Below are 19,267 nucleotides of genomic sequence, written 5' to 3'. Positions count from 1 at the left end.
CAATCAGGAAGGCTGGTTGAAATCATCGCGACGACGACTGAACCGCTGGGCCGACGGTCCTGGGCGCGATTGTTGATACAAATTATCTAGCGTCCGCCGCAGCTGTAAGTTGCAAAGCGTTAATGGAGCTCCAAGCGTCCGCTTGGGGCTCCAATTAAAAAATTTTAGCCAATTTCAGGCTTCGTGATTCAGAAGGGTGCGCGAAGCCAGCCAGACTGCAACGTATCCGTCAGGAAAGCGAACCTCGCTAACGTTTGTTCATGGTTGTGAAGTTTTTATAGCGATTAGTTCTGTATGAACTGTCATTTATGACAGTTGTTCAAATAATGGCTTTTCCCGATAGTCAAGCGACAGATTGTTCAACCCGTGCCGACTATCGAGGCAACCTCATGACCATCGAAATCAAAGCCGAATTAGCGGAAACCGGCCCCGTGTACATCTGCCACGGCGCCACAGGCGACCAACACCATATCCTCAAGGTTATGCCTGCCGACGACAGCCCCTGGGCCAATCAACAGGTGAGTCGCTACGACGACGGTGAGCAAATGCTCCCGATCGACGTTGTTCCTGCGGCTGATGAGTATCAGACATTCCTGCCGGAGGGTGCCGAATTCAAGATTCACTGCCCGGCTAGTGGCACCGATGCAGACCTCAAATTATGGCTGCGCAGTGAATTCACCGCCGTGCCTTACGGGATTGACCTGCATCTGGGGGACTATCGGCGTGTAATTGCGGGTAGCAAACCCCCTGCTGGTTTTCCGCAGTTGGGGGAACCCGTGGTTGCTGAAATCACCGTTGGCTCGTTTTACATTTCAGGAAAATTGCTGGCGGCAGTCGATGTTAAATGGTTGCTTGACGGCGAACTCGTACAGACGGTTCCCACCGAGGGCACCGGCAAGAGCACCGTATCTATTTCCGGCATCGGGCTGGGCGAACACACCATTACCGCCAGTGTTTACAGCGAATACGACGACAGCAAGACAACACACGACTTTAAAATCAACGTTATTTCCGAGAGTCCCTGGAAAGACGCCACAGTAGAGATCAACGGAAAACGGGTGCCAGTGGACCAGCCAATTTGGCTGCCACGAGGCAAATCCGATAACAAAGTGAAGTTGACTGCGCCCTTGTTCGCCGGAAAAGCGGTCCAGGTCAATGCAGTCGATTCCGACGGTTTGAACATCGAGGCTAATCCTGCGTTCGGTCAGGACGTCCCGCTGGACGATATTACTGGCGTTGCTGAATGGACGCTGACGCAAGATGAGGCCAAAAGTGGCCAGCTCAAGCTGGTGTTTCTGACCACGGTCGTGACACCCACCTTGGAACTTGATTGCAGGGTGATGTCGGACAACCTTGCCGATGAGGCAGACGTGAAAATTGACGGCGTCGCCGTCCCCGCCGGAGGCAATTGGTTTATCCGAGATAAGTTGCAAACGGTCACACTGACTCCTAAATCGGGTAGCCCACTGGCCGGTCTGCCGGTCACGCTGGCCTGCACCATCAAAAGCGGTCTCGATGTTGCTGACGTGGTGAGTGCACCGGACTTTGACAGTGAGCAAACAAGCTATAGCTGGGCGGTCACGGGGAAAACCAAAAGCGGCACTTTTCAGCTATCGCTGGCAGGCAAGGGCATGACCACGCCAATTAACTTGGCGATCAGCAAGTTGGTATCGAGCAACCTGGCTGATGAGGTCGAGGTCAAGATCGGAGGGCAAAGCGTTCCTTCCGGTGGTAGCGTGTTTTTCAGGGGGCAGGCTAAGGACGTTGAGTTGATCCCCAAATCCGGTAGCCCAATCGCCGGTTACCCGATAGCGCTGGCACGTACGGCCACCAGTCCTCTTTTGCCGACTGATTTGAGCAGTGAACCGGCATTCGAGGTACCTCAAACAACCCATAACTGGCGTGTCACCGGAGCGAACAACAAAAGCGGCATCTTTCAATTGCAGCTAACTGCTCAGGGCATGACCACGGTTAACGTAACAGCCAACAAGTTGCTATCGAGCAACCTGGCCGATGAGGTTGAGGTCAAAATTGGCGGTGTTGCCGTCCCCGCCGGAGGCAATTGGTTTATCCGGGATAAGTCGCAAACGGTCACACTGACTCCTAAATCGGGTAGCCCACTGGCCGGTCTGCCGGTCACGCTGGCCTGTACCATCAAAGACGGTCTCGATGTCGACAATGTGGTGAGTGCGCCGGGGTTTGGCAGTGAACAAACAACCTACAGTTGGTCGGTGTCCGGAAAAACCAAAAGCGGTACCTTCCAGCTATCGCTGGCGGGCAAGGGCATGACCACGCCAATCAACTTGGCGATCAGCAAGTTGGTATCGAGCAACCTGGCTGATGAGGCAACACCTTTACTCAATGGGAAAGTTATTTCAGATACCGGCGCAACGTTTGCGGGGGGGGAAGAACAAACGTTGACTCTTGGCTATAAAGGCGGTGGTTTTTTGGCTGGTGCCCCTTTGCGCTTGAACTGGGTGCCGAAATCCGGCCTTGAACTAAATGATGTGTATTCTGAACCTCACCGTAATCAGGAAACCACAAACCACAGTTGGGGCATCGTTTGTGCTCGGGAGAAGTCTGGTGTGTTTGATCTAAAGCTGAGTCTCGGTGATGAGCAGGGAGTACTTGCCATTCCGGATATCAGACTATTTCCTTTCCCAGTCAATTTTAGGTTCATAAGAGACTCCAGTACCGACCACCCCCTTCCTCCGACTTTGGTTACGGCAATTAAAGATTTTCCGTTTGTATGTGTGGTGCGCCTTGTCACGTGGGAAGGTTCCCCATTGGTAGGTAAAGCAGTAACGTTTATTGTGCCTGAACGTCCAGATGTCACAGTTACAACGGATGCTTCAGGTATCGCGGGGACGTCAGTTATTTCCTACAATACAGTAGGGGTTCGTGAAGTTTCTGCTGAGGTCCTACTTGAAGGAGTAAAGCACTCGGTGAAAGTATTGGTGGATGTTAAGGAGTGATTGGCATAGTGGAGGCGAAACTTGCGTACCTTTCGATATCCAGGATTAACTTGGAAACTAAAACGCTAGGCAGTCGGTTAGTAATAATCGTATTCAAAACATTCTGAGTTTTCGCGGTGAGGTAATTCAGTCCCGTTAACCTGCGCATCAGCCTCAGATTCTGCGGTTGTTGTCAGAATTTCGCGGTATAGCCATGGGGGAGCAATGTGTTCGCCCCATGGCTGTTTTCAGGCATTGATCAAGCAACCGCCTTGTTCCATTCAAACCACCCAATCAGGACAAAAACCCACCATCCACATTCAACGAAACCCCAGTCGTATAACTCGAAGCATCACTCGCCAAATACAACACCGCCCCCGCCATCTCACTCGGGTCCGCCACCCGCTTCAACGGAATCTGTTGCAGCGCGGTGTTCAAAATCGCCTCATTCTTCACCAGCGCCGAAGCAAACTTGGTGTCGGTCAACCCTGGCAGCAACGCATTACAACGAATCCCGAACTGCGCACATTCCTTAGCGAACACTTTGGTCATGTTGATCACGGCCGCCTTGGTCACCGAGTAGATGCCCTGGAACACCCCCGGCGAAACGCCGTTGATCGAGGCGACGTTGATGATGCTGCCGCCGCCGTTTTCGCGCATCAGTTTGCCGGCTTCCACCGACATGAAGAAATAGCCGCGGATGTTGACGTCGACGGTTTTCTGGAAGGCGCTGAGGTCGGTATCCAGCACGTTGCAGAACTGTGGGTTGGTTGCGGCGTTGTTGACCAGGATGTCGAGGCGGCCGAACTGTTCCTTGATGCCGGCGAAAACCTGGCTGATCTGGTCCATTTCGCCGATGTGGCAAGCGATGGCGGTGGCTTTGCCGCCGGCGGCGATGATGGCGTCGGCGACGTGTTGGCAACCGTCGAGTTTGCGGCTCGAGACGATGACATGGGCGCCTTGCTGGGCCAGCAGTTTGGCGATGGCTTCACCGATGCCACGGCTGGCGCCGGAGACGAAAGCGATCTTGCCGTCGAGGTCGAACAACTGAGTCTTGGACATGGGATTCCCTTATAAAAAGTCTTGTTATCGAGTCAAATGCCGGGTTGCGGCCAACGCTGTTCAGTTGAGGCCAGTCATTGCGCGTTATCGTTCACGGTCTTCGCGAGCAGGCTCGCTTCTACAGGGATCGCGTACGGTCACAGGCTGGATTTCTGGATGACCTGCAAGCTCATCTGCTCCAGCAGCTTGTTCATGTGAATGAACTGCGCGAAGCGTTTGTCCTGGGTCTGGCCATGGTAGAAGCGGTAGTAGATCTGCTGCACGATGCCGGCCAGGCGGAACAGGCCGTAGGTGTAGTAGAAGTCGAAATTGTCGATGCGGATGCCCGAGCGTTCGGCGTAGTAATCGACGAACTCGCGGCGGGTCAGCATGCCCGGCGCGTGGCTTGGCTGGCGGCGCATCATCTGCACCGGTGCCGGATCCTCGGCTTCGATCCAGTAGGCGAGGGTGTTGCCCAGATCCATCAGCGGGTCGCCGAGGGTGGTCAGCTCCCAATCGAGCACGCCGATGATCTGCATCGGGTTGTTCGGGTCGAGGATCACGTTGTCGAAGCGATAGTCGTTGTGCACGATGCTGGCGGTGGGATGGTCGGCCGGCATCTTGTCGTTGAGCCAGGCTTTCACCGTTGCCCATTGTGGCGCATCGGGGGTCAGGGCTTTTTCGTAGCGATCGCTCCAGCCTTTGATTTGCCGCGCCACGTAACCTTCGGGTTTGCCGAGGTCGCCCAGGCCGTAAGCTTTGTAATCGACCTGGTGCAGTTCGACGAACTTGTCGATGAAACTCTTGCACAGGGCTTCGGTTTTCGCCGAATCCAGGCCCAGCTCCGGTGGCAGTTCCGAGCGCAGGATGATGCCGTTGACCCGCTCCATGACATAGAACTCGGCACCGATCACCGATTCGTCGGTGCAGTGCACGTAGGCTTTCGGGCAGTACGGAAATCCGTCGCGCAGTTGATTGAGGATGCGGAATTCACGGCCCATGTCGTGGGCGGATTTGGCTTTGTGGCCGAAGGGCGGGCGACGCAGGACGAATTCCTGTTCGGGGTATTCCAGCAAGTAGGTGAGGTTTGAAGCGCCGCCCGGAAACTGGCTGATCTTCGGCAAACCGTTGAGCCCCGGAATATGGGCCTTGAGGTACGGATCGATCAGGCTGGCATCGAGCTCTTCGCCGGTGCGGATACGGGTGGACTGGTCAGTAAGCGCCATGCTTATCCCTTCTGCTTATTCTGGAGGCCTGAAACTATTGGCTAATCTAATGCGCACACCCCGCACCCACAACCGCGATCGGCTCTTATAGGTGAGCGTGTTGCCGGCCAATCATTGTTTTTGATACAGCTGTTTGAATTGCCATCAATGAGCGACCCGGCTCATGGCCGGCGGCAAGGCAATCGGCGTGAGCACCGGTTGGCCGGAGAAAAACGCCACGAGGTTCTTGCCCACCAGTTCGACGGTGCCTTGGGTGGCTTCCGGGGACAGCCCGGCGACATGGGGCGTGAGGATCACGTTGTTCAGGGTCTTGAGCACATCCGGTACCTTTGGTTCGGCGTCGAACACATCCAGCGCGGCACCGGCGATCCGGCGTTGCTCCAGGGCGGCGATCAGGTCGGCGGTGACAATCACGCTGGCCCGGGCGATGTTGACGATAAACCCACCGGGGCCCAGCGCGTCGAGCACGTGGCGATTGATCAGGTGCCTGGTGCCCAGGCCGCCGGGCGTGGCGACGATCAGGAAGTCCGACGCGCGCGCCAATTCGGTTGGCGTCGAGCAGAACGTGTAGGGCACATCGCTGCGATGCTGGCGGTTGTGGTAACTCACCGTCATGTCGAAGCCATTGGCGGCGCGTTTGGCGATGGCCATGCCGACCGCACCGAGACCGAGAATGCCCAGGCGTTTGCCGGCGAGGGAAGGGCGCATGATTTTTGGCCACTCGCCGCGCCGTACGGCAGCATCACAGCGGGGTACGTCGCGCACCAGCGACAGCAGCAGCGCCATGGCATGGTCGGCGACGGACGAAGCGTTGACTCCGGCGCCATTGGTGACGGTGATGCCACGGTCGGCAGCGGCTTGCAGATCGACGTGTTCGTAACCGGCGCCGATCACGCAGATAATCTTGAGGTTGGGCAGCGCGGCGATTTCATCGGCATACAAACCCAATGGGCCACGGGTAAGGACGGCGTCGATCTGCCCGGCATGCCCGGCGATGGCTTCGGCGCGCTCGGCGGGTGTCGGGGCCAGAATCAGGTGAAAGCCCTGATGTTCGAGGATGGGCAGGTAATCATTGATGGTTTCAACCAGTACCAGAACAGTTACAGGCATGCTTGGCTCCCTGTGGGCAACGAAAGATCGGCTCGAACGTCACTTGAGACTGCTGATTTCAGGATAGTTTGGCAACCTCCAGCGATCGCAGCCTGCGATCATTTATTGCACGGCTTGAGATTGCTTGCTTCGGTGGGAGTGAGAACAGCCCGGGCGGCTTCGAGAAACTCATCCGACAACGGATCGCCGCGAGTGGCCCGGGACAGCATCAGCGCACCGAACATCATCGAGTACTGCACCAGCGCCTGTTGGCGTTTGCTGGCTTCGTCCTCTGTGTCCAGCAGCGTACCCAGGGAATCGAGCAGGTTGTTCAGGCCCTGCAAATACGTTTGCCGCAAACCGCTCTCGGCAGCCTCGTGGCACATGTCCCCGGCAAAGGCCACCACCGGGCAGCTGTCGCCCGGATTGTCCCGGCTTTCGCTGGACAGGTACGTTTCGACTATGGCTCGGTGGGCGGCGTCCTTGCTGTCATGGTCGGCCACCCGCGCCTGCCAGCGTTGCGCGGCCTGCTCGAAAGCCCGGCCACTGGCCTCTTGCGCCAGGGCTTCCCTGGATTCGAAGTGTCCGTAGAAACCGCCGTGGGTCAGTCCCGCGGCGGCCATCACATCGACAACACTGATCCCGTGCAGGCCGCGTTCACGAAACAGTCGCGTGGCGGCATCGACGATGGTCTCGCGGTTGAGGTCGGCTTGTTTGCGGGAAACTCGGGGCATGGGTCACTTTCAGGTCTACAGGTTGAACATCAGAGGGCGTACTGGGCAATCCCGTTGCCGAACGACCAGTTCTCTTTTTTGACTTCCACCAGATTGATGAAAACATCCTCCAGGCGCACCGCGAGTTCTGCATGAAGGCTTTCGGCAATGGTTTTGTAGAGGAGCTTTTTCTGCTCGACGGTTCGTCCTTCGCTCATGGTGATCTGGATCACCACCAGTTGGTCCGTGCGGCTGATGCCCAGGTAACCGGGGTCAAAGATGAAATGCTGCTCATCGTGTTCGGCAAGTATCTGGAAATTATCGTTCTGCGGCACACCAATGGTGTCGTGCATGGCGGCGTAGATCAGTTGGCCAATGCGTTTGGCGCGGGTGGGGTCCTGATGTTTTTTGATGTCGACGCGAACCAATGGCATGGGAAGACTCCAGAAGGAATGCAGGTCGGTTAAAAATACATGACGCTAGACCTTTATCAAGTAGCAAACGCCATCTTGCGATGAAGCACAGGATCTGAAAACCGCACAAATCCTTGTGGGAGTGGGCTTGCTCGCGAAGACGGCGGCACATTCAGCATTGATGTGTCTGACACACCGCTTTCGCGAGCAAGCCCGCTCCCACAGAGGTCCTCTCGTCAATCTGGTACCACCGTTCCTCACCTAAGTCTTTGCTTCTGCTCACTAATCCCGGACAATCGCGCCCCTGTTTCGGCCAAGGCGCCGCCTGTCGGGTATTCCGACGCGTCCTGGCCGGGTGGCAAGTGACCGGAATGTGGAGATCCCACCGGATGAATGATCAGGCCAATAGCGTCAACAAACGCTATGTAGAAGCGACACCAGCGACGCTCTCGAGCTGGAATCGCCAAGACACCACCTGGATGCTGGGCCTGTTTGGCACGGCGATTGGTGCAGGAACACTGTTTTTGCCGATCAACGCAGGCCTGGGCGGTTTCTGGCCGCTGCTGATCCTGGCGTTGCTGGCGTTTCCGATGACGTTCTATGCACACCGCGGGCTGACCCGTTTCGTGCTTTCCGGTCGCGAAGGCGCCGACATTACCGAAGTGGTGGAAGAGCATTTCGGCATCAAGGCCGGTGCGCTGATCACCTTGCTGTACTTCCTCGCCATTTTCCCGATCCTGCTGATCTACAGCGTGGCCCTGACCAACACCGTGGGCAGTTTCCTCGAGCATCAACTGCACATCACGCCGCCACCGCGCGCCGTGCTGTCGCTGGTGCTGATCCTTGGCCTGCTGGCGGTGGTGCGTTGCGGTGAGCAATTGATCGTCAAGGCCATGAGTCTGATGGTCTATCCGTTCATCGTCGCGCTGCTGTTTCTGGCGGTGTATCTGGTTCCGCACTGGAACGGTGGCATCCTGACCACCGCCAGCAGCGTGCCGGCACCATCGGCATTGCTGCACACAATGTGGCTGGCGATTCCGGTGATGGTGTTCTCGTTCAACCACTCGCCGATCATCTCGGCGTTTGCCGTGGACCAGAAGCGTCGCTACGGGGCGCACGCCGAGGAGCGCAGCTCGCAGATCCTGTCCCGTGCCCACCTGCTGATGGTGGTGATGGTGCTGTTCTTCGTCTTCAGTTGCGTGTTGACCCTGTCGCCAGCGCAACTGGCTGAAGCCAAGGCGCAGAACCTGTCGATCCTGTCGTACCTGGCCAACCATTTCAGCAACCCGACCATCGCCTTTGCGGCGCCGTTGATTGCCTTCGTGGCCATTTCCAAGTCGTTCCTGGGGCACTATATCGGCGCCAGCGAAGGTCTCAAGGGCCTGATCGTCAAAAGCGGCAAGCGTCCGTCCGCCAAGACCCTGGACCGTATGACTGCCGCGTTCATGCTGGTGGTGTGCTGGATCGTCGCCACGCTGAACCCGAGCATCCTGGGCATGATCGAAACCCTCGGTGGCCCGGTGATCGCGGCGATCCTGTTCCTGATGCCGATGTACGCCATCCGCAAGGTGCCGGCGATGGCGCGCTATCGCGGTCAGGCGTCCAACGTCTTCGTGACGGCGGTGGGCCTGGTGGCGATTACCGCGTTGATCTACTCCTTGACCGCGTGATCGACCGGCCTGCTCGCGCAGTGCCGGATTGACAGCTACAGTGGCCGCTGCACGTGATACGTGCAGCGGTTTTTTTTCGCCTGGAGACACCGGATTGTCGAGCGCCTCACCGCCAAACCCCGTTGAGCGACCCAACCGCTGGCAGGACCTGCTGGCAGGTTTGTCGATTGCCGGCCTGCTGCTGCCTGAAGCGGTCGCCTATTCAAGCATCGCCGCGCTGGCGCCCCAGGCCGGGGTGATCGCCTTGTTCGCCGGATTGCTGTGTTACGGCCTGTTCGGTACCAGCCGTTTTGCCATTGTCTCGGCCACTTCATCGTCAGCCGCCGTGCTGGCCGCTGCCACCGCGACCCTGGCCAATGGCGACCCAGAGCTTCGCTCGACCCTGGCCGTCGGGCTGGTGCTGGTAACCGGGGTTTTCTTCTTGCTGGCGGGGCTGTTCAAACTCGGCAGCGTGACGTCGTTCATTGCTAAACCGGTGCTGCGCGGCTTTGCCTTTGGCCTGGCGCTGACCATCATTCTCAAGCAGATCGCCAGCGTGGTTGGTGTGCATTTGACCGATGCCAACCTGGTGCGTTTTCTGCCGCAATTGCTGGAACAACTACCGCAATGGAACTGGGCCGCAGCGACGGTCGGCGCCGTGGCATTGGCCTTGCTGTGGCTGTTCGCACGGTTTCGGCACCTGCCGGGCGGTTTGCTGGTGGTGGTGATCGGCATCGCGGCGGGGCAGTGGCTGGACCTGCCGGCCCATGGCGTGAAGCTGATCGGCTTGATCGACCTGAGCCTGGAGGTGCCGAAGCTGCCGGTGCTGCCGTTTGCCGACTGGCTGCGTTTGGGTGAGCTGGCGTTCGCCATGGTGATGATTCTGTATGCCGAGTCCTACGGCTCGATCAGTGCCTATGCACTCAAGCACGGTGACCGGGTTGCCTCGAACCGAGACCTGCTGGCGCTGGGTGCTTCCAACCTGCTGTCCGGTCTGTTCCACGGCATGCCGGCGGGCGCGGGGTATTCGGCGACGTCGGCCAATGAGGCTGCCGGTGCCACTTCACGTCTGGCCGGAATCGTGGCGGCGCTGGTGGTGTTGCTCATTGTCCTGACGGTGCTGCCGTATATCGCCCTGACCCCGGAGCCGATCCTCGCTGCCATCGTCATTCATGCCTTGGGGCGCGGCTTGAGCCTGCAACCGTTGGGACGGTATTTCATCTGGCGCCGAGACCGTTTGCTGGTGATCTGCGCCGTGGGCGCGGTGCTGGTGTTGGGCGTGCTGGACGGCTTGCTGGTGGCGGTGGCGATCAGTGTGTTGCTGATGCTCAAACAGATGTCGGCGGCGGATATCCAGATTCTCGGGCGCATTGATGGCGGTCACGATTTTGTCGACCTGCAACGCCATCCTGCGGCGCAAACAGTGCCAGGCGTATTGATTGTGCGACCGGGTGAAGCGTTGTTCTTTGCCAACGTCGAGCGGATTCTTGGCGGCGCCTTGCGTCTGATCCGGCATTCGCAAACGCCGATTCATACGGTGATTCTCAGTCTTGAAGAATCGCCCGATCTGGATGGCACCAGCATCGAGGCGTTGCAGGAGTTTTTTGTGCGGGTGCATCAGGAAGGCCAGTGCCTGATTCTGGCGCGTCTCAAGGACGACGCACAAACGGCGTTGGCGACGTTGCCGCAGGTACAGGCTAACGGGGTGATCCTGAGCGGGCTAAGTGTTGATGGCGCAGTGCAGCAGGCCCTGAAGCCGAACGCATAACCGTGTGGGAGCGGGCTTGCTCGCGAAGAGGGAGTGTCAGTCGGTATTTGTATGGACTGACACACCGCTTTCGCGAGCAAGCCCGCTCCCACAGGGGTAGGGGGCTGAAGCAGAAGGCATAAAAAAACGCCGCCCATCTCACGATGGGCGGCGTTCTTCATTGCTTTGTAACGTTAGGCTTGAACGACCGGGATGTTGGCGTTCGCAGCAGCTTCACGGAACTCGGCGATCTGGTCGAAGGACAGGTAGCGGTAGACATCGGCCGCCATGCTGTCGATCTTGCCAGCGTATTCCATGTACTCCTCGACGGTCGGCAGGCGACCCAGGATGGAAGCAACGGACGCCAGCTCAGCCGAAGCCAGGTAGACGTTCGCGCCGTCACCCAGACGGTTCGGGAAGTTACGGGTCGAAGTCGACACAACAGTCGAGTTCGGCTCTACACGTGCCTGGTTACCCATGCACAGCGAGCAGCCTGGCATTTCCATGCGTGCACCGGCCTTGCCGTAGATGCCGTAGTAGCCTTCTTCGGTCAGCTGGTGAGCGTCCATCTTGGTCGGCGGCGACAGCCACAGACGGGTTGGCAGCTGACCCTTGACCTGCTCCAGCAACTTGCCGGCAGCGCGGAAGTGACCGATGTTGGTCATGCACGAACCGATGAACACTTCGTCGATCTTCTCGCCAGCAACGCTGGAGAGCAGGCGAGCGTCGTCCGGGTCGTTCGGCGCGCAGAGCACAGGCTCCTTGATGTCGGCCAGGTCGATCTCGATGACTTCGGCGTATTCCGCGTCTTTGTCCGCTTCCAGCAGCTCAGGGTTGGCCAGCCAGGCTTCCATCGCTTGAGCGCGACGTTCCAGAGTACGTGCATCGCCGTAGCCTTCGCCGATCATCCAGCGCAGCAGGGTGATGTTGGACTGCAGGTATTCGGCAATCGACTCTTTGGACAGCTGGATGGTGCAACCGGCAGCCGAGCGTTCAGCCGAGGCGTCAGACAGTTCGAACGCTTGCTCGACGGTCAGCTTAGGCAGACCTTCGATCTCCAGGATGCGACCGGAGAAGGCGTTCTTCTTGCCTTTCTTCTCTACGGTCAACAGGCCAGCCTGGATCGCGTAGTAAGGAATGGCGTGAACCAGGTCACGCAGGGTGACGCCTGGCTGCAGTTCGCCTTTGAAGCGAACCAGGATCGACTCAGGCATGTCCAGCGGCATGACGCCAGTGGCTGCGGCGAACGCAACCAGACCGGAACCGGCCGGGAACGAGATGCCGATCGGGAAACGGGTGTGGGAGTCACCACCGGTACCGACGGTGTCTGGCAGCAGCATGCGGTTCAGCCACGAGTGGATGATGCCGTCGCCCGGACGCAGGGAAACGCCGCCGCGAGTCATGATGAAGTCAGGCAGGGTGTGGTGGGTGGTCACGTCGATCGGCTTGGGGTAAGCCGCGGTGTGGCAGAAGGACTGCATCACCAGATCGGTCGAGAAGCCCAGGCACGCCAGGTCTTTCAGTTCGTCACGGGTCATTGGACCTGTGGTGTCCTGGGAACCTACGGTGGTCATCTTCGGTTCGCAGTAGGTGCCCGGACGAACGCCGGTCACGCCGCAAGCCTTGCCGACCATTTTCTGCGCCAGGGTGAAGCCCTTGGTGCTTTCAGCCGGTGCTTCAGGCTTCTTGAACAGGGTCGAAGGTGGCAGACCCAGCTCGGTGCGAGCCTTCTCGGTCAGGCCACGGCCGATGATCAGCGGAATACGGCCGCCGGCACGAACTTCGTCCAGCAGGACCGGGGTCTTCATTTCGAAGGTGGTCAGGACTTCGTCGGTGCCGTGCTTGCAGACTTTGCCAGCATGCGGGTACAGGTCGATCACGTCGCCCATGTGCATGTTGGAAACGTCGAATTCGATTGGCAGTGCGCCAGCATCTTCCATGGTGTTGTAGAAGATCGGAGCGATCTTGCTGCCGAAGCAGAAACCGCCGGCACGCTTGTTCGGTACAAAAGGAACGTCGTCGCCGAAGAACCACAGTACGGAGTTGGTCGCCGATTTACGCGAAGAACCGGTACCGACCACGTCGCCGACGTAGGCAATCGGGAAGCCGGCGTTGCGCATTTCTTCGATCTGCTTCATCGGACCGGTGACGCCTTGTGCGTCAGGCACGATGCCGTCGCGAGCCATTTTCAGCATGGCCAGGGCGTGCAGCGGGATGTCTGGACGGGACCAGGCATCAGGAGCAGGGGACAGGTCGTCGGTGTTGGTTTCGCCGGTGACCTTGAACACGCGCAGGCTGATCTTGTCGGCCAGGGTCGGGCGCTTCACGAACCACTCGCCGTCAGCCCAGGATTGCAGCACGCCTTTGGCGTGAACGTTACCGTTCTTGGCTTTTTCAGCGACGTCGTGGAAGGCATCGAACATCAGCAGGGTGTGCTTGAGTTCTTCGGCAGCTACTGGAGCCAGTTCGGCGTCGTCCAGCAGGTTGACCAGTGTCACGATGTTGTAGCCGCCCTGCATGGTGCCAAGCAGTTCAACAGCGCGCTTCTTGTCGATCAGGGGGGATTTGGCTTCGCCTTTGGCGATGGCAGACAGGAAACCGGCCTTTACATAGGCAGCTTCGTCCACGCCTGGCGGAACGCGATTGGTGATCAGGTCAACGAGGAATGCTTCTTCGCCAGCCGGGGGATTTTTCAGCAGCTCGACCAGGCCTGCAGTTTGTTCGGCGTTTAGCGGCTGGGGAACGATACCCAGTGCTGCGCGCTCTTCGATATGTTTGCGGTAGGCTTCAAGCACAGTTATTACCCTCATCAGTGGTCCCAAATGGGTGTCCGGGACGCTCATCCCGAAATTGCCGTACTCATGCGCTGCATGGCGTTGTGAGCCACTTAGCCAGAATTACCGACAATTCCTTACAGAAGCTGCTTTCAAAGTTTTACGCCTGCAGAACGGGAGCTGATGAGGGTTGGCGTTGGGCTTTTCCCCGCTGGAAAAACCCCTCGCCAACACCGCTCTGAAGGAACGACTGTGCTCGTGACGCTTTGAAAACAGCTTCTAACGGACATTGGCGCCTAAAAAGGCAGGCTGATTCTACGGCAAAAAAAAATTAAAGGTAAGTCAGTGTTTATTGGACTTTGGTGGAGGCAGTCGCCAAACCCCGATTCACCCCAGGCCCTGAACTTTGAGGGGTGATCAATGGCGGACAAAGGGCTAACATGCCGACCTGTTTTGCTTTTTCGCGTTTTGCCTACTTATGCCCAATCAGACCATCAAGACGCCCTGCGTCGGCCTTTGCTCCACTGTTTACGGTGACTTGGTGTGCCGTGGCTGCAAGCGTTTCCACCACGAAGTGATCCACTGGAACGGTTACAACGAGGAAGAAAAGCGCGCGGTATGGCTGCGTCTTGAGCAGTTGCTGTCGCAGGTGATGGCCGCCAAGGTGGAAATTTTCGATCCGGCATTGCTGAGAATGCAGCTGGAGCAACGCAAGATCCGTTTCGTGCCCCATCAGTCGGAATATTGCTGGGCCTATCAGTTGATCGCCCGGGGCGCGCGGGTGATCAACAACCTGGAGGCCTACGGAATGGTGTTGCTGCCGGAGTTTCGCGACTGGAACCTGCCGGAACTGCGCGATGCCATTGATCGGGAGTTTTTCCTGCTCTCCGAGGCGCATTATCAGCGCTACATAGCGCCGGGGTTTCTCAAGGATGCGTTTGAAGGCTGAGTTTTAAAAGCTTCGCGAGCAAGCCCGCTCCCACAGGGGACTTGCGTCGTTCATAAATCCTCTGTGGGAGCGGGCTTGCTCGCGAAGACGGCCTTTCAATCACCACAAATCTCAATGCTTGACGGCTATCTCCTCCAGATGATCCTCGATCTCTTGCGGTTTGAGCACCAGCACATCGCTCTCGACCGAATCGAGCACCACTTCCGCGGTATTGCCGATCAACGCCCCTGACAACCCGCTACGGGCCACGGTACCGATCACCGTCACTGCCGCCTGCAGCTTGTGCACCATGAACGGAATCAGCACATCCGCCGGGCCTTCCTCGATGTGCAGGTGTTCATCGTCGATGTCGAATTCCGCCTGGAACGCCTTGCACTGTTCGCGATAGCGCGCCTCGATGGTTTCGCTGAGCTGAAAAGTCGGGTCTGCGGCTGACAGCATCGGTGAAGGATGGGCGCTGACTACGTGCAAATCGGCTTTGGCCAGGCTGGCGATGTCATAGCCGTGATCGATGATGGTGTTGTGCAGGTGGCGATGTTCGTCGTCGGAGTTGCCGACATCGATGGCCGCCAGAATCACCTTGCCCTTCCAGGAACCTGCGGTTTTCACCAGCAGCACCGGGGAAGGGCACTCGCGCAGCAATTTCCAGTCCTCGGGTGTCAGCAGGGCCTTTTTCAGTGCGCTGTCGGGAAAGTGTTGCTTGATCACCAGACCGCAACCTTCCGCCTGCTGCACATCGACGATGGTTTCGTGAAGGCTATGATTCCAGGCCTGCTCGGTGGTGACGGTGTAGCCGTCGGCAAGTAATGCGGCCTTGAGTACCCCCAGCATGGCACTGTGATCATGCTTGGGGTCGCACACCAGCAGGTGCAACTGCGCCTGGGTCACGCCGGCAATCAGTTTGGCCCGTTTCAGCGCCAGGCTTTCGGAGTGTTCGGGGTCGATGACCACCAGAATGCTGCGTACGGCTTGCATGAGCGGGATCTCCTGAAAATAAAAAAACCACGGCGTTGCACAACTATAGTTGCTGCCGGCGATTCGGGGACTTGATGCATATCAACGGTTGGCGACTGGTGGTCTGCGGGCAGGCCGGTATAATCGGCGCCCTTCGTTTTGAACCTATTTTTCCGTGAGCCCCATGATCCTTCCCGAAATTCACGAGTTCCTTGGTTGCCGCACCCCTGACGGCTGGATCCAGGCCGCGCTGGCCGATCAGGAAACCCTGCTGATCGACCACAAGAACTGCGAATTCAAGGCCGCCAGCACCGCGTTGAGCCTGATCGCCAAGTATCATTCGCACGTCGATCTGATCAACATGATGTCGCGTCTGGCCCGGGAAGAACTGGTGCACCACGAACAGGTCATGCGCCTGATGAAACGCCGCAAGATCGAACTGCGCCAGCTGTCCGCCGGGCGCTACGCGTCGGGGTTGCGCAAAGTGGTGCGCAGTCACGAACCGGTGAAACTGGTGGACACATTGGTGGTGGGGGCGTTCATCGAGGCCCGCAGTTGCGAGCGTTTCGAAGCGCTGGTGCCGCACCTGGACGAAGAGCTGGGCAAGTTCTATTTCGGTCTGCTCAAAAGCGAGGCCCGGCATTTCCAGGGTTATCTGAAACTGGCCTACCAGTACGGCGACGCCAAGGACATCGCCCAGGTGATCGACAAGGTCCGCGCCGCCGAGCAGGAACTGATCGAGTCGCGGGACGTGGAATTCCGTTTTCACAGCGGTGTGCCTGCTGCGGCCTGATTATTCGGTGTTGTTTTTGCGGACGCCTTCGCGAGCAAGCCCGCTCCCACAGTTGGAATGCAATCCCCTGTGGGAGCGGGCTTGCTCGCGAAGGGGCCATCAGCAACACAAAAGCTAACGGCTCAAACCCAGGCGTTCATGCCATTGTGCGATGGACTCTTCGGGGTACACATCAAACTGTTTATCCCTTGGCTGCGCCTGGACCTCAACCCACGGCGCCTTCGAACCCAGCATTAGGTGTGTGTGCTCCGGCGGCACCGGCAGCGGCGTGTCGATGGCCGAGGCAAACGGGTGAATCAATTCCGGCCACTGCGGGCTGAACAGCCATAAACCCGAGCCGCAGACCGAGCAGAAATGCCGCTCGGCCGTGCTGCTGTGGGCGCGTTTGTCACCTTCGTCCTTGAGCCGTGCGTGGTAGATCGCAATATGCTTGCGCCCGCGCACCTTCAGGCTGGCGGCATCACCACCGAGGTTGATCGCATAACCGCCACCCCCTTGGGTCTTGCGACAGATCGAGCAGTAGCAACGCTGGTAAGGATAGGGGTGGGCGCTAGTCAAACTGAACGACACCGCGCCGCAATGGCAGGAACCTTCGAGTTGCATAAGTGCCTCCGGCTGTCTTGAGCGTATCCAAGACAGCCTAGACCGTCGGTGCCGGTTGCCACCGGTTTCAGTTTGAGTGTTCAACATGCGCCGGGTTTTGGAGGGGGGGTGAATGGGCCGGCCCTTTCGCGAGCAAGCCCGCTCCCACAGTTGGAATGCAATCCCCTGTGGGAGCGGGCTTGCTCGCGAAGAACGATAACGCGGTCCCACTGGACGCCCACCAACGGCCAAGTCAGCATGTCCACCTCGAAACCGGGACACGACCTGATGCGACGATTACCTTCCCTGGCAGCCCTGCGAACCTTCGAATGCGCTGCCCGCCACGCCCATTTCGGTCGGGCGGCGGCCGAGCTGTGTGTCACCGACAGCGCAGTCAGCCACCAGATCCGCCAGCTCGAAGAGCAATTGGGTGTGTCGCTGTTCGTGCGCGAGGGGCGGCAGATTCGCCCGACGCTGGCCGCCGGGCGCCTGATGCAGAGTTTGCAGCAGGCGTTCGAACTGATTGGCGATGCCTGCGACGAACTGCGTGATCCGTCATCCCTGGCGGTGTTGCGTCTGGCGGTGACCGCCGAGCTGGCGCAAAAGTGGCTGATGAGCCGTCTCACGGATTTCTACGCGCGCTATCCGCACATCACCTTGCACCTGTACGAACAGCCGATCGATGCCACGGCACCCGGCGAAGACATCGACCTGGCGATCACCTACGGCACCGGCCCGGTGGACAGCACCGCGTATTTCGTCAGGCCGCTGCCGGCGTTGCAGTTCTTCCCGGTGTGCAGCCCCGGCCTGTTCAACCAGGGCGCCCTGAAAACTCCGAAAGATCTGGTCCGCCATTGCCTGCTGCACGACGACCAGGACGGCAAGACCTGGACCGCGTGGCTCACCAGCCATGCCGGCGATCAGCGCCCCGACCGGCAGCTGTATTTTGCTCATGCCGGACTGGCACTCGAAGCGGCCGCGCAAGGGCAGGGCGTGGCCATGGGGGACAACCTGACGGCCCAGGAAGATTTGCTCAGCGGTCGGCTGGTACGGCCATTTACGTCGAGCATGACCGCTTTGGGCCAATATGCGCTGGTGTGCGAACGGGTGCGGCTGGAACGTCCGGCGGTGGCGCAGATGCTGGAATGGTTTAACGATCAGTTGCTCGATTGATGAGTTCAATTCAAGTATCCCGCAATAATCATCGTTGGCGGGCCAGTCGCCAACGCCCTTAGCCTGTGGTCATTCCAATCCCTGCTGAAGAGGTTTGACCATGGCGCGTTTGCTCGACACCACTCCCAAACAGGACGGTTTCCGTCTGCCCGGCGAATTCGAGGCCAAGTCCGGTTGCTGGCTCGGCTGGCCGGAGCGCACCGACGTCTGGCGCAACGGTGCCAAGCCGGCGCAGAAAGTCTGGGTGCAGATCGTCACTGCCATTTCCATGAGCGAGCCGGTCACCGTGTGCGCTTCGGCGGCACAGTTTGCCACCGCCCGTCGCCAGTTGCCGCCGCAGGTGCGCGTGGTGGAAATGACCTGCAACGACACCTGGTTCCGCGACAGCGGCCCGTGTTTTGTGGTCAACGATCGGAGCGGCGAAGTGCGCGGCGTCGACTTCGAATTCAACGCTTACGGCGGGCTCGACGGTGGCCTCTACTACCCGTGGGACAAGGACGACCAGATCGCTAGCAAAATCCTCGAAATCGAACGCTTCGACCGCTATCGCGCGCCGTTGATTGCCGAGCTGGGCGGCATCCAGAGCGATGGCCAGGGCAGCATCCTGACCACCGAACAGTGTTTGCTCAACCGCAACCGCAACCAGCATCTGGGCAAGGACGAAGTCACCCGCCGCCTGACCGACTACCTCGGCGCCGAGCAAGTCATCTGGCTGCCACGGGGCTGCAAGTTCGACGAAACCGATGGTCATGTCGACGACCTCGCGTGCTTCGTACGTCCTGGCGAAGTGGTGTTGCAATGGACCGACAATCGCGATGACCCGCAGTGGGAAATCTATCAGGAGGCCTACGACATCCTGCGCAGCACCCGCGACAGTCGGGGCCGCGAGTTGATCGTGCACAAGTTGCCGCAACCGGATGTGCTGGAGTGGACGGCCGAAGAAGCCGAAGGCCTGGACCAGCAGGACAGTACTCACACCCGTCAGGCCGGGACGAAAATCTGCGCTTCGTACATCAACTACTACGCCGGCAACAGAACCATCGTGGTGCCGCTGTTTGGTGATCGTAACGACAAAGTGGCGCAGGCAACCCTGGCCGAGCTGTTCCCTGAACACAACATCGTCGGCATCGAAAACTCCCGGGAAATCCTCCTCGGTGGCGGCAACGTCGCGTGCATCACCATGCCGCAGTACGCTGGCAAAGGAGTGTGA

General features: G+C 58.9%; 15 protein-coding genes. 7 read left to right on the top strand and 8 right to left on the bottom strand.

The window, feature by feature from the left end; genetic code table 11:
• The first annotated feature begins 389 nt into the window (after positions 1-389).
• On the top strand, positions 390-2,975 hold the full coding sequence (locus ABIA48_RS02010; RefSeq protein ID WP_429486843.1) for a hypothetical protein: 2,586 nt from the start codon (positions 390-392) through the stop codon (positions 2,973-2,975).
• Between the two features lie 273 nt (positions 2,976-3,248).
• On the opposite strand, the gene ABIA48_RS02005 is transcribed toward ABIA48_RS02010, so the two are convergent.
• The 5 genes from ABIA48_RS02005 to ABIA48_RS01985 form a co-directional block, all read right to left on the bottom strand.
• The gene (locus ABIA48_RS02005; protein WP_007982532.1) at positions 3,249-4,016 is read right to left on the bottom strand and encodes an SDR family oxidoreductase; all 768 of its coding nucleotides are present in this window, start codon (positions 4,014-4,016) and stop codon (positions 3,249-3,251) included.
• Positions 4,017-4,153: 137 nt separating this feature from the next.
• A complete protein-coding gene (locus ABIA48_RS02000) occupies positions 4,154-5,221 on the bottom strand; it encodes a phosphotransferase family protein (protein ID WP_429486842.1) in 1,068 nt (355 codons plus the stop codon).
• A 144-nt stretch (positions 5,222-5,365) separates the two neighbouring features.
• Positions 5,366-6,331 carry a 2-hydroxyacid dehydrogenase gene (locus tag ABIA48_RS01995; protein ID WP_429486841.1) on the bottom strand — a complete coding sequence of 322 codons (966 nt, stop codon included), beginning with the start codon at positions 6,329-6,331 and terminating at the stop codon, positions 5,366-5,368.
• 98 nt (positions 6,332-6,429) lie between these two features.
• Positions 6,430-7,044, bottom strand: a complete 615-nt coding sequence (locus ABIA48_RS01990; RefSeq protein WP_429486840.1) for a TetR/AcrR family transcriptional regulator — start codon at positions 7,042-7,044, stop codon at positions 6,430-6,432.
• A 29-nt stretch (positions 7,045-7,073) separates the two neighbouring features.
• Complete coding sequence (locus ABIA48_RS01985; RefSeq protein WP_429486839.1) at positions 7,074-7,457, bottom strand: tautomerase family protein; 384 nt, start codon at positions 7,455-7,457, stop codon at positions 7,074-7,076.
• A gap of 368 nt (positions 7,458-7,825) precedes the next feature.
• Between ABIA48_RS01985 and ABIA48_RS01980 the strand changes: the two genes are divergently transcribed.
• On the top strand, positions 7,826-9,106 hold the full coding sequence (locus ABIA48_RS01980; RefSeq protein WP_429486838.1) for a serine/threonine transporter: 1,281 nt from the start codon (positions 7,826-7,828) through the stop codon (positions 9,104-9,106).
• 94 nt (positions 9,107-9,200) lie between these two features.
• Positions 9,201-10,853 (top strand): SulP family inorganic anion transporter, encoded by a 1,653-nt coding sequence (locus ABIA48_RS01975; RefSeq protein ID WP_429486837.1) that lies wholly within the window; start codon positions 9,201-9,203, stop codon positions 10,851-10,853.
• A gap of 173 nt (positions 10,854-11,026) precedes the next feature.
• Here the strand turns inward: ABIA48_RS01975 and acnB are convergent, their stop codons facing one another.
• On the bottom strand, positions 11,027-13,627 hold the full coding sequence (gene acnB / locus ABIA48_RS01970; protein ID WP_310059319.1) for a bifunctional aconitate hydratase 2/2-methylisocitrate dehydratase: 2,601 nt from the start codon (positions 13,625-13,627) through the stop codon (positions 11,027-11,029).
• Positions 13,628-14,084: 457 nt separating this feature from the next.
• Between acnB and ABIA48_RS01965 the strand changes: the two genes are divergently transcribed.
• A complete protein-coding gene (locus tag ABIA48_RS01965) occupies positions 14,085-14,555 on the top strand; it encodes a DUF1289 domain-containing protein (protein ID WP_204928837.1) in 471 nt (156 codons plus the stop codon).
• Positions 14,556-14,666: 111 nt separating this feature from the next.
• Here the strand turns inward: ABIA48_RS01965 and ABIA48_RS01960 are convergent, their stop codons facing one another.
• Complete coding sequence (locus ABIA48_RS01960) at positions 14,667-15,530, bottom strand: universal stress protein (protein WP_429486836.1); 864 nt, start codon at positions 15,528-15,530, stop codon at positions 14,667-14,669.
• 163 nt (positions 15,531-15,693) lie between these two features.
• Between ABIA48_RS01960 and ABIA48_RS01955 the strand changes: the two genes are divergently transcribed.
• Entirely contained in the window at positions 15,694-16,302 is a 609-nt protein-coding gene (locus tag ABIA48_RS01955; RefSeq protein WP_429486835.1) for a tRNA-(ms[2]io[6]A)-hydroxylase, read from the top strand.
• Positions 16,303-16,416: 114 nt separating this feature from the next.
• Here the strand turns inward: ABIA48_RS01955 and ABIA48_RS01950 are convergent, their stop codons facing one another.
• Entirely contained in the window at positions 16,417-16,905 is a 489-nt protein-coding gene (locus ABIA48_RS01950; RefSeq protein ID WP_429486834.1) for a GFA family protein, read from the bottom strand.
• Between the two features lie 267 nt (positions 16,906-17,172).
• Between ABIA48_RS01950 and ABIA48_RS01945 the strand changes: the two genes are divergently transcribed.
• Together ABIA48_RS01945 and aguA are read left to right on the top strand one after the other, a co-directional pair.
• Positions 17,173-18,057, top strand: coding sequence for a LysR substrate-binding domain-containing protein (locus ABIA48_RS01945; RefSeq protein WP_007982455.1), 885 nt, complete (start codon positions 17,173-17,175; stop codon positions 18,055-18,057).
• Between the two features lie 100 nt (positions 18,058-18,157).
• Positions 18,158-19,267: an agmatine deiminase gene (gene aguA / locus ABIA48_RS01940; protein ID WP_008004605.1), complete on the top strand. Its 1,110-nt coding sequence runs from the start codon at positions 18,158-18,160 to the stop codon at positions 19,265-19,267.

The sequence above is a fragment of the Pseudomonas sp. S30_BP2TU TE3576 genome (assembly GCF_050436025.1).
Classification (GTDB): domain Bacteria; phylum Pseudomonadota; class Gammaproteobacteria; order Pseudomonadales; family Pseudomonadaceae; genus Aquipseudomonas.
Note: the sequence above shows the minus strand (reverse complement) of the source record. Positions and strands in the feature narration are given on the sequence as shown.

What these genes read in the sequence shown, in the direction of transcription:
- ABIA48_RS01950 (WP_429486834.1), bottom strand. Translation starts at nt 16,905, where the DNA reads ATGCAACTCGAAGGTTCCTGCCATTGCGGCGCGGTGTCGTTCAGTTTG.
- ABIA48_RS02000 (WP_429486842.1), bottom strand. Translation starts at nt 5,221, where the DNA reads ATGGCGCTTACTGACCAGTCCACCCGTATCCGCACCGGCGAAGAGCTC.
- ABIA48_RS01960 (WP_429486836.1), bottom strand. Translation starts at nt 15,530, where the DNA reads ATGCAAGCCGTACGCAGCATTCTGGTGGTCATCGACCCCGAACACTCC.
- ABIA48_RS01945 (WP_007982455.1), top strand. Translation starts at nt 17,173, where the DNA reads ATGCGACGATTACCTTCCCTGGCAGCCCTGCGAACCTTCGAATGCGCT.
- ABIA48_RS01995 (WP_429486841.1), bottom strand. Translation starts at nt 6,331, where the DNA reads ATGCCTGTAACTGTTCTGGTACTGGTTGAAACCATCAATGATTACCTG.
- aguA (WP_008004605.1), top strand. Translation starts at nt 18,158, where the DNA reads ATGGCGCGTTTGCTCGACACCACTCCCAAACAGGACGGTTTCCGTCTG.
- ABIA48_RS01980 (WP_429486838.1), top strand. Translation starts at nt 7,826, where the DNA reads ATGAATGATCAGGCCAATAGCGTCAACAAACGCTATGTAGAAGCGACA.
- ABIA48_RS02005 (WP_007982532.1), bottom strand. Translation starts at nt 4,016, where the DNA reads ATGTCCAAGACTCAGTTGTTCGACCTCGACGGCAAGATCGCTTTCGTC.
- ABIA48_RS01985 (WP_429486839.1), bottom strand. Translation starts at nt 7,457, where the DNA reads ATGCCATTGGTTCGCGTCGACATCAAAAAACATCAGGACCCCACCCGC.
- ABIA48_RS01990 (WP_429486840.1), bottom strand. Translation starts at nt 7,044, where the DNA reads ATGCCCCGAGTTTCCCGCAAACAAGCCGACCTCAACCGCGAGACCATC.
- ABIA48_RS02010 (WP_429486843.1), top strand. Translation starts at nt 390, where the DNA reads ATGACCATCGAAATCAAAGCCGAATTAGCGGAAACCGGCCCCGTGTAC.
- ABIA48_RS01955 (WP_429486835.1), top strand. Translation starts at nt 15,694, where the DNA reads ATGATCCTTCCCGAAATTCACGAGTTCCTTGGTTGCCGCACCCCTGAC.
- ABIA48_RS01965 (WP_204928837.1), top strand. Translation starts at nt 14,085, where the DNA reads ATGCCCAATCAGACCATCAAGACGCCCTGCGTCGGCCTTTGCTCCACT.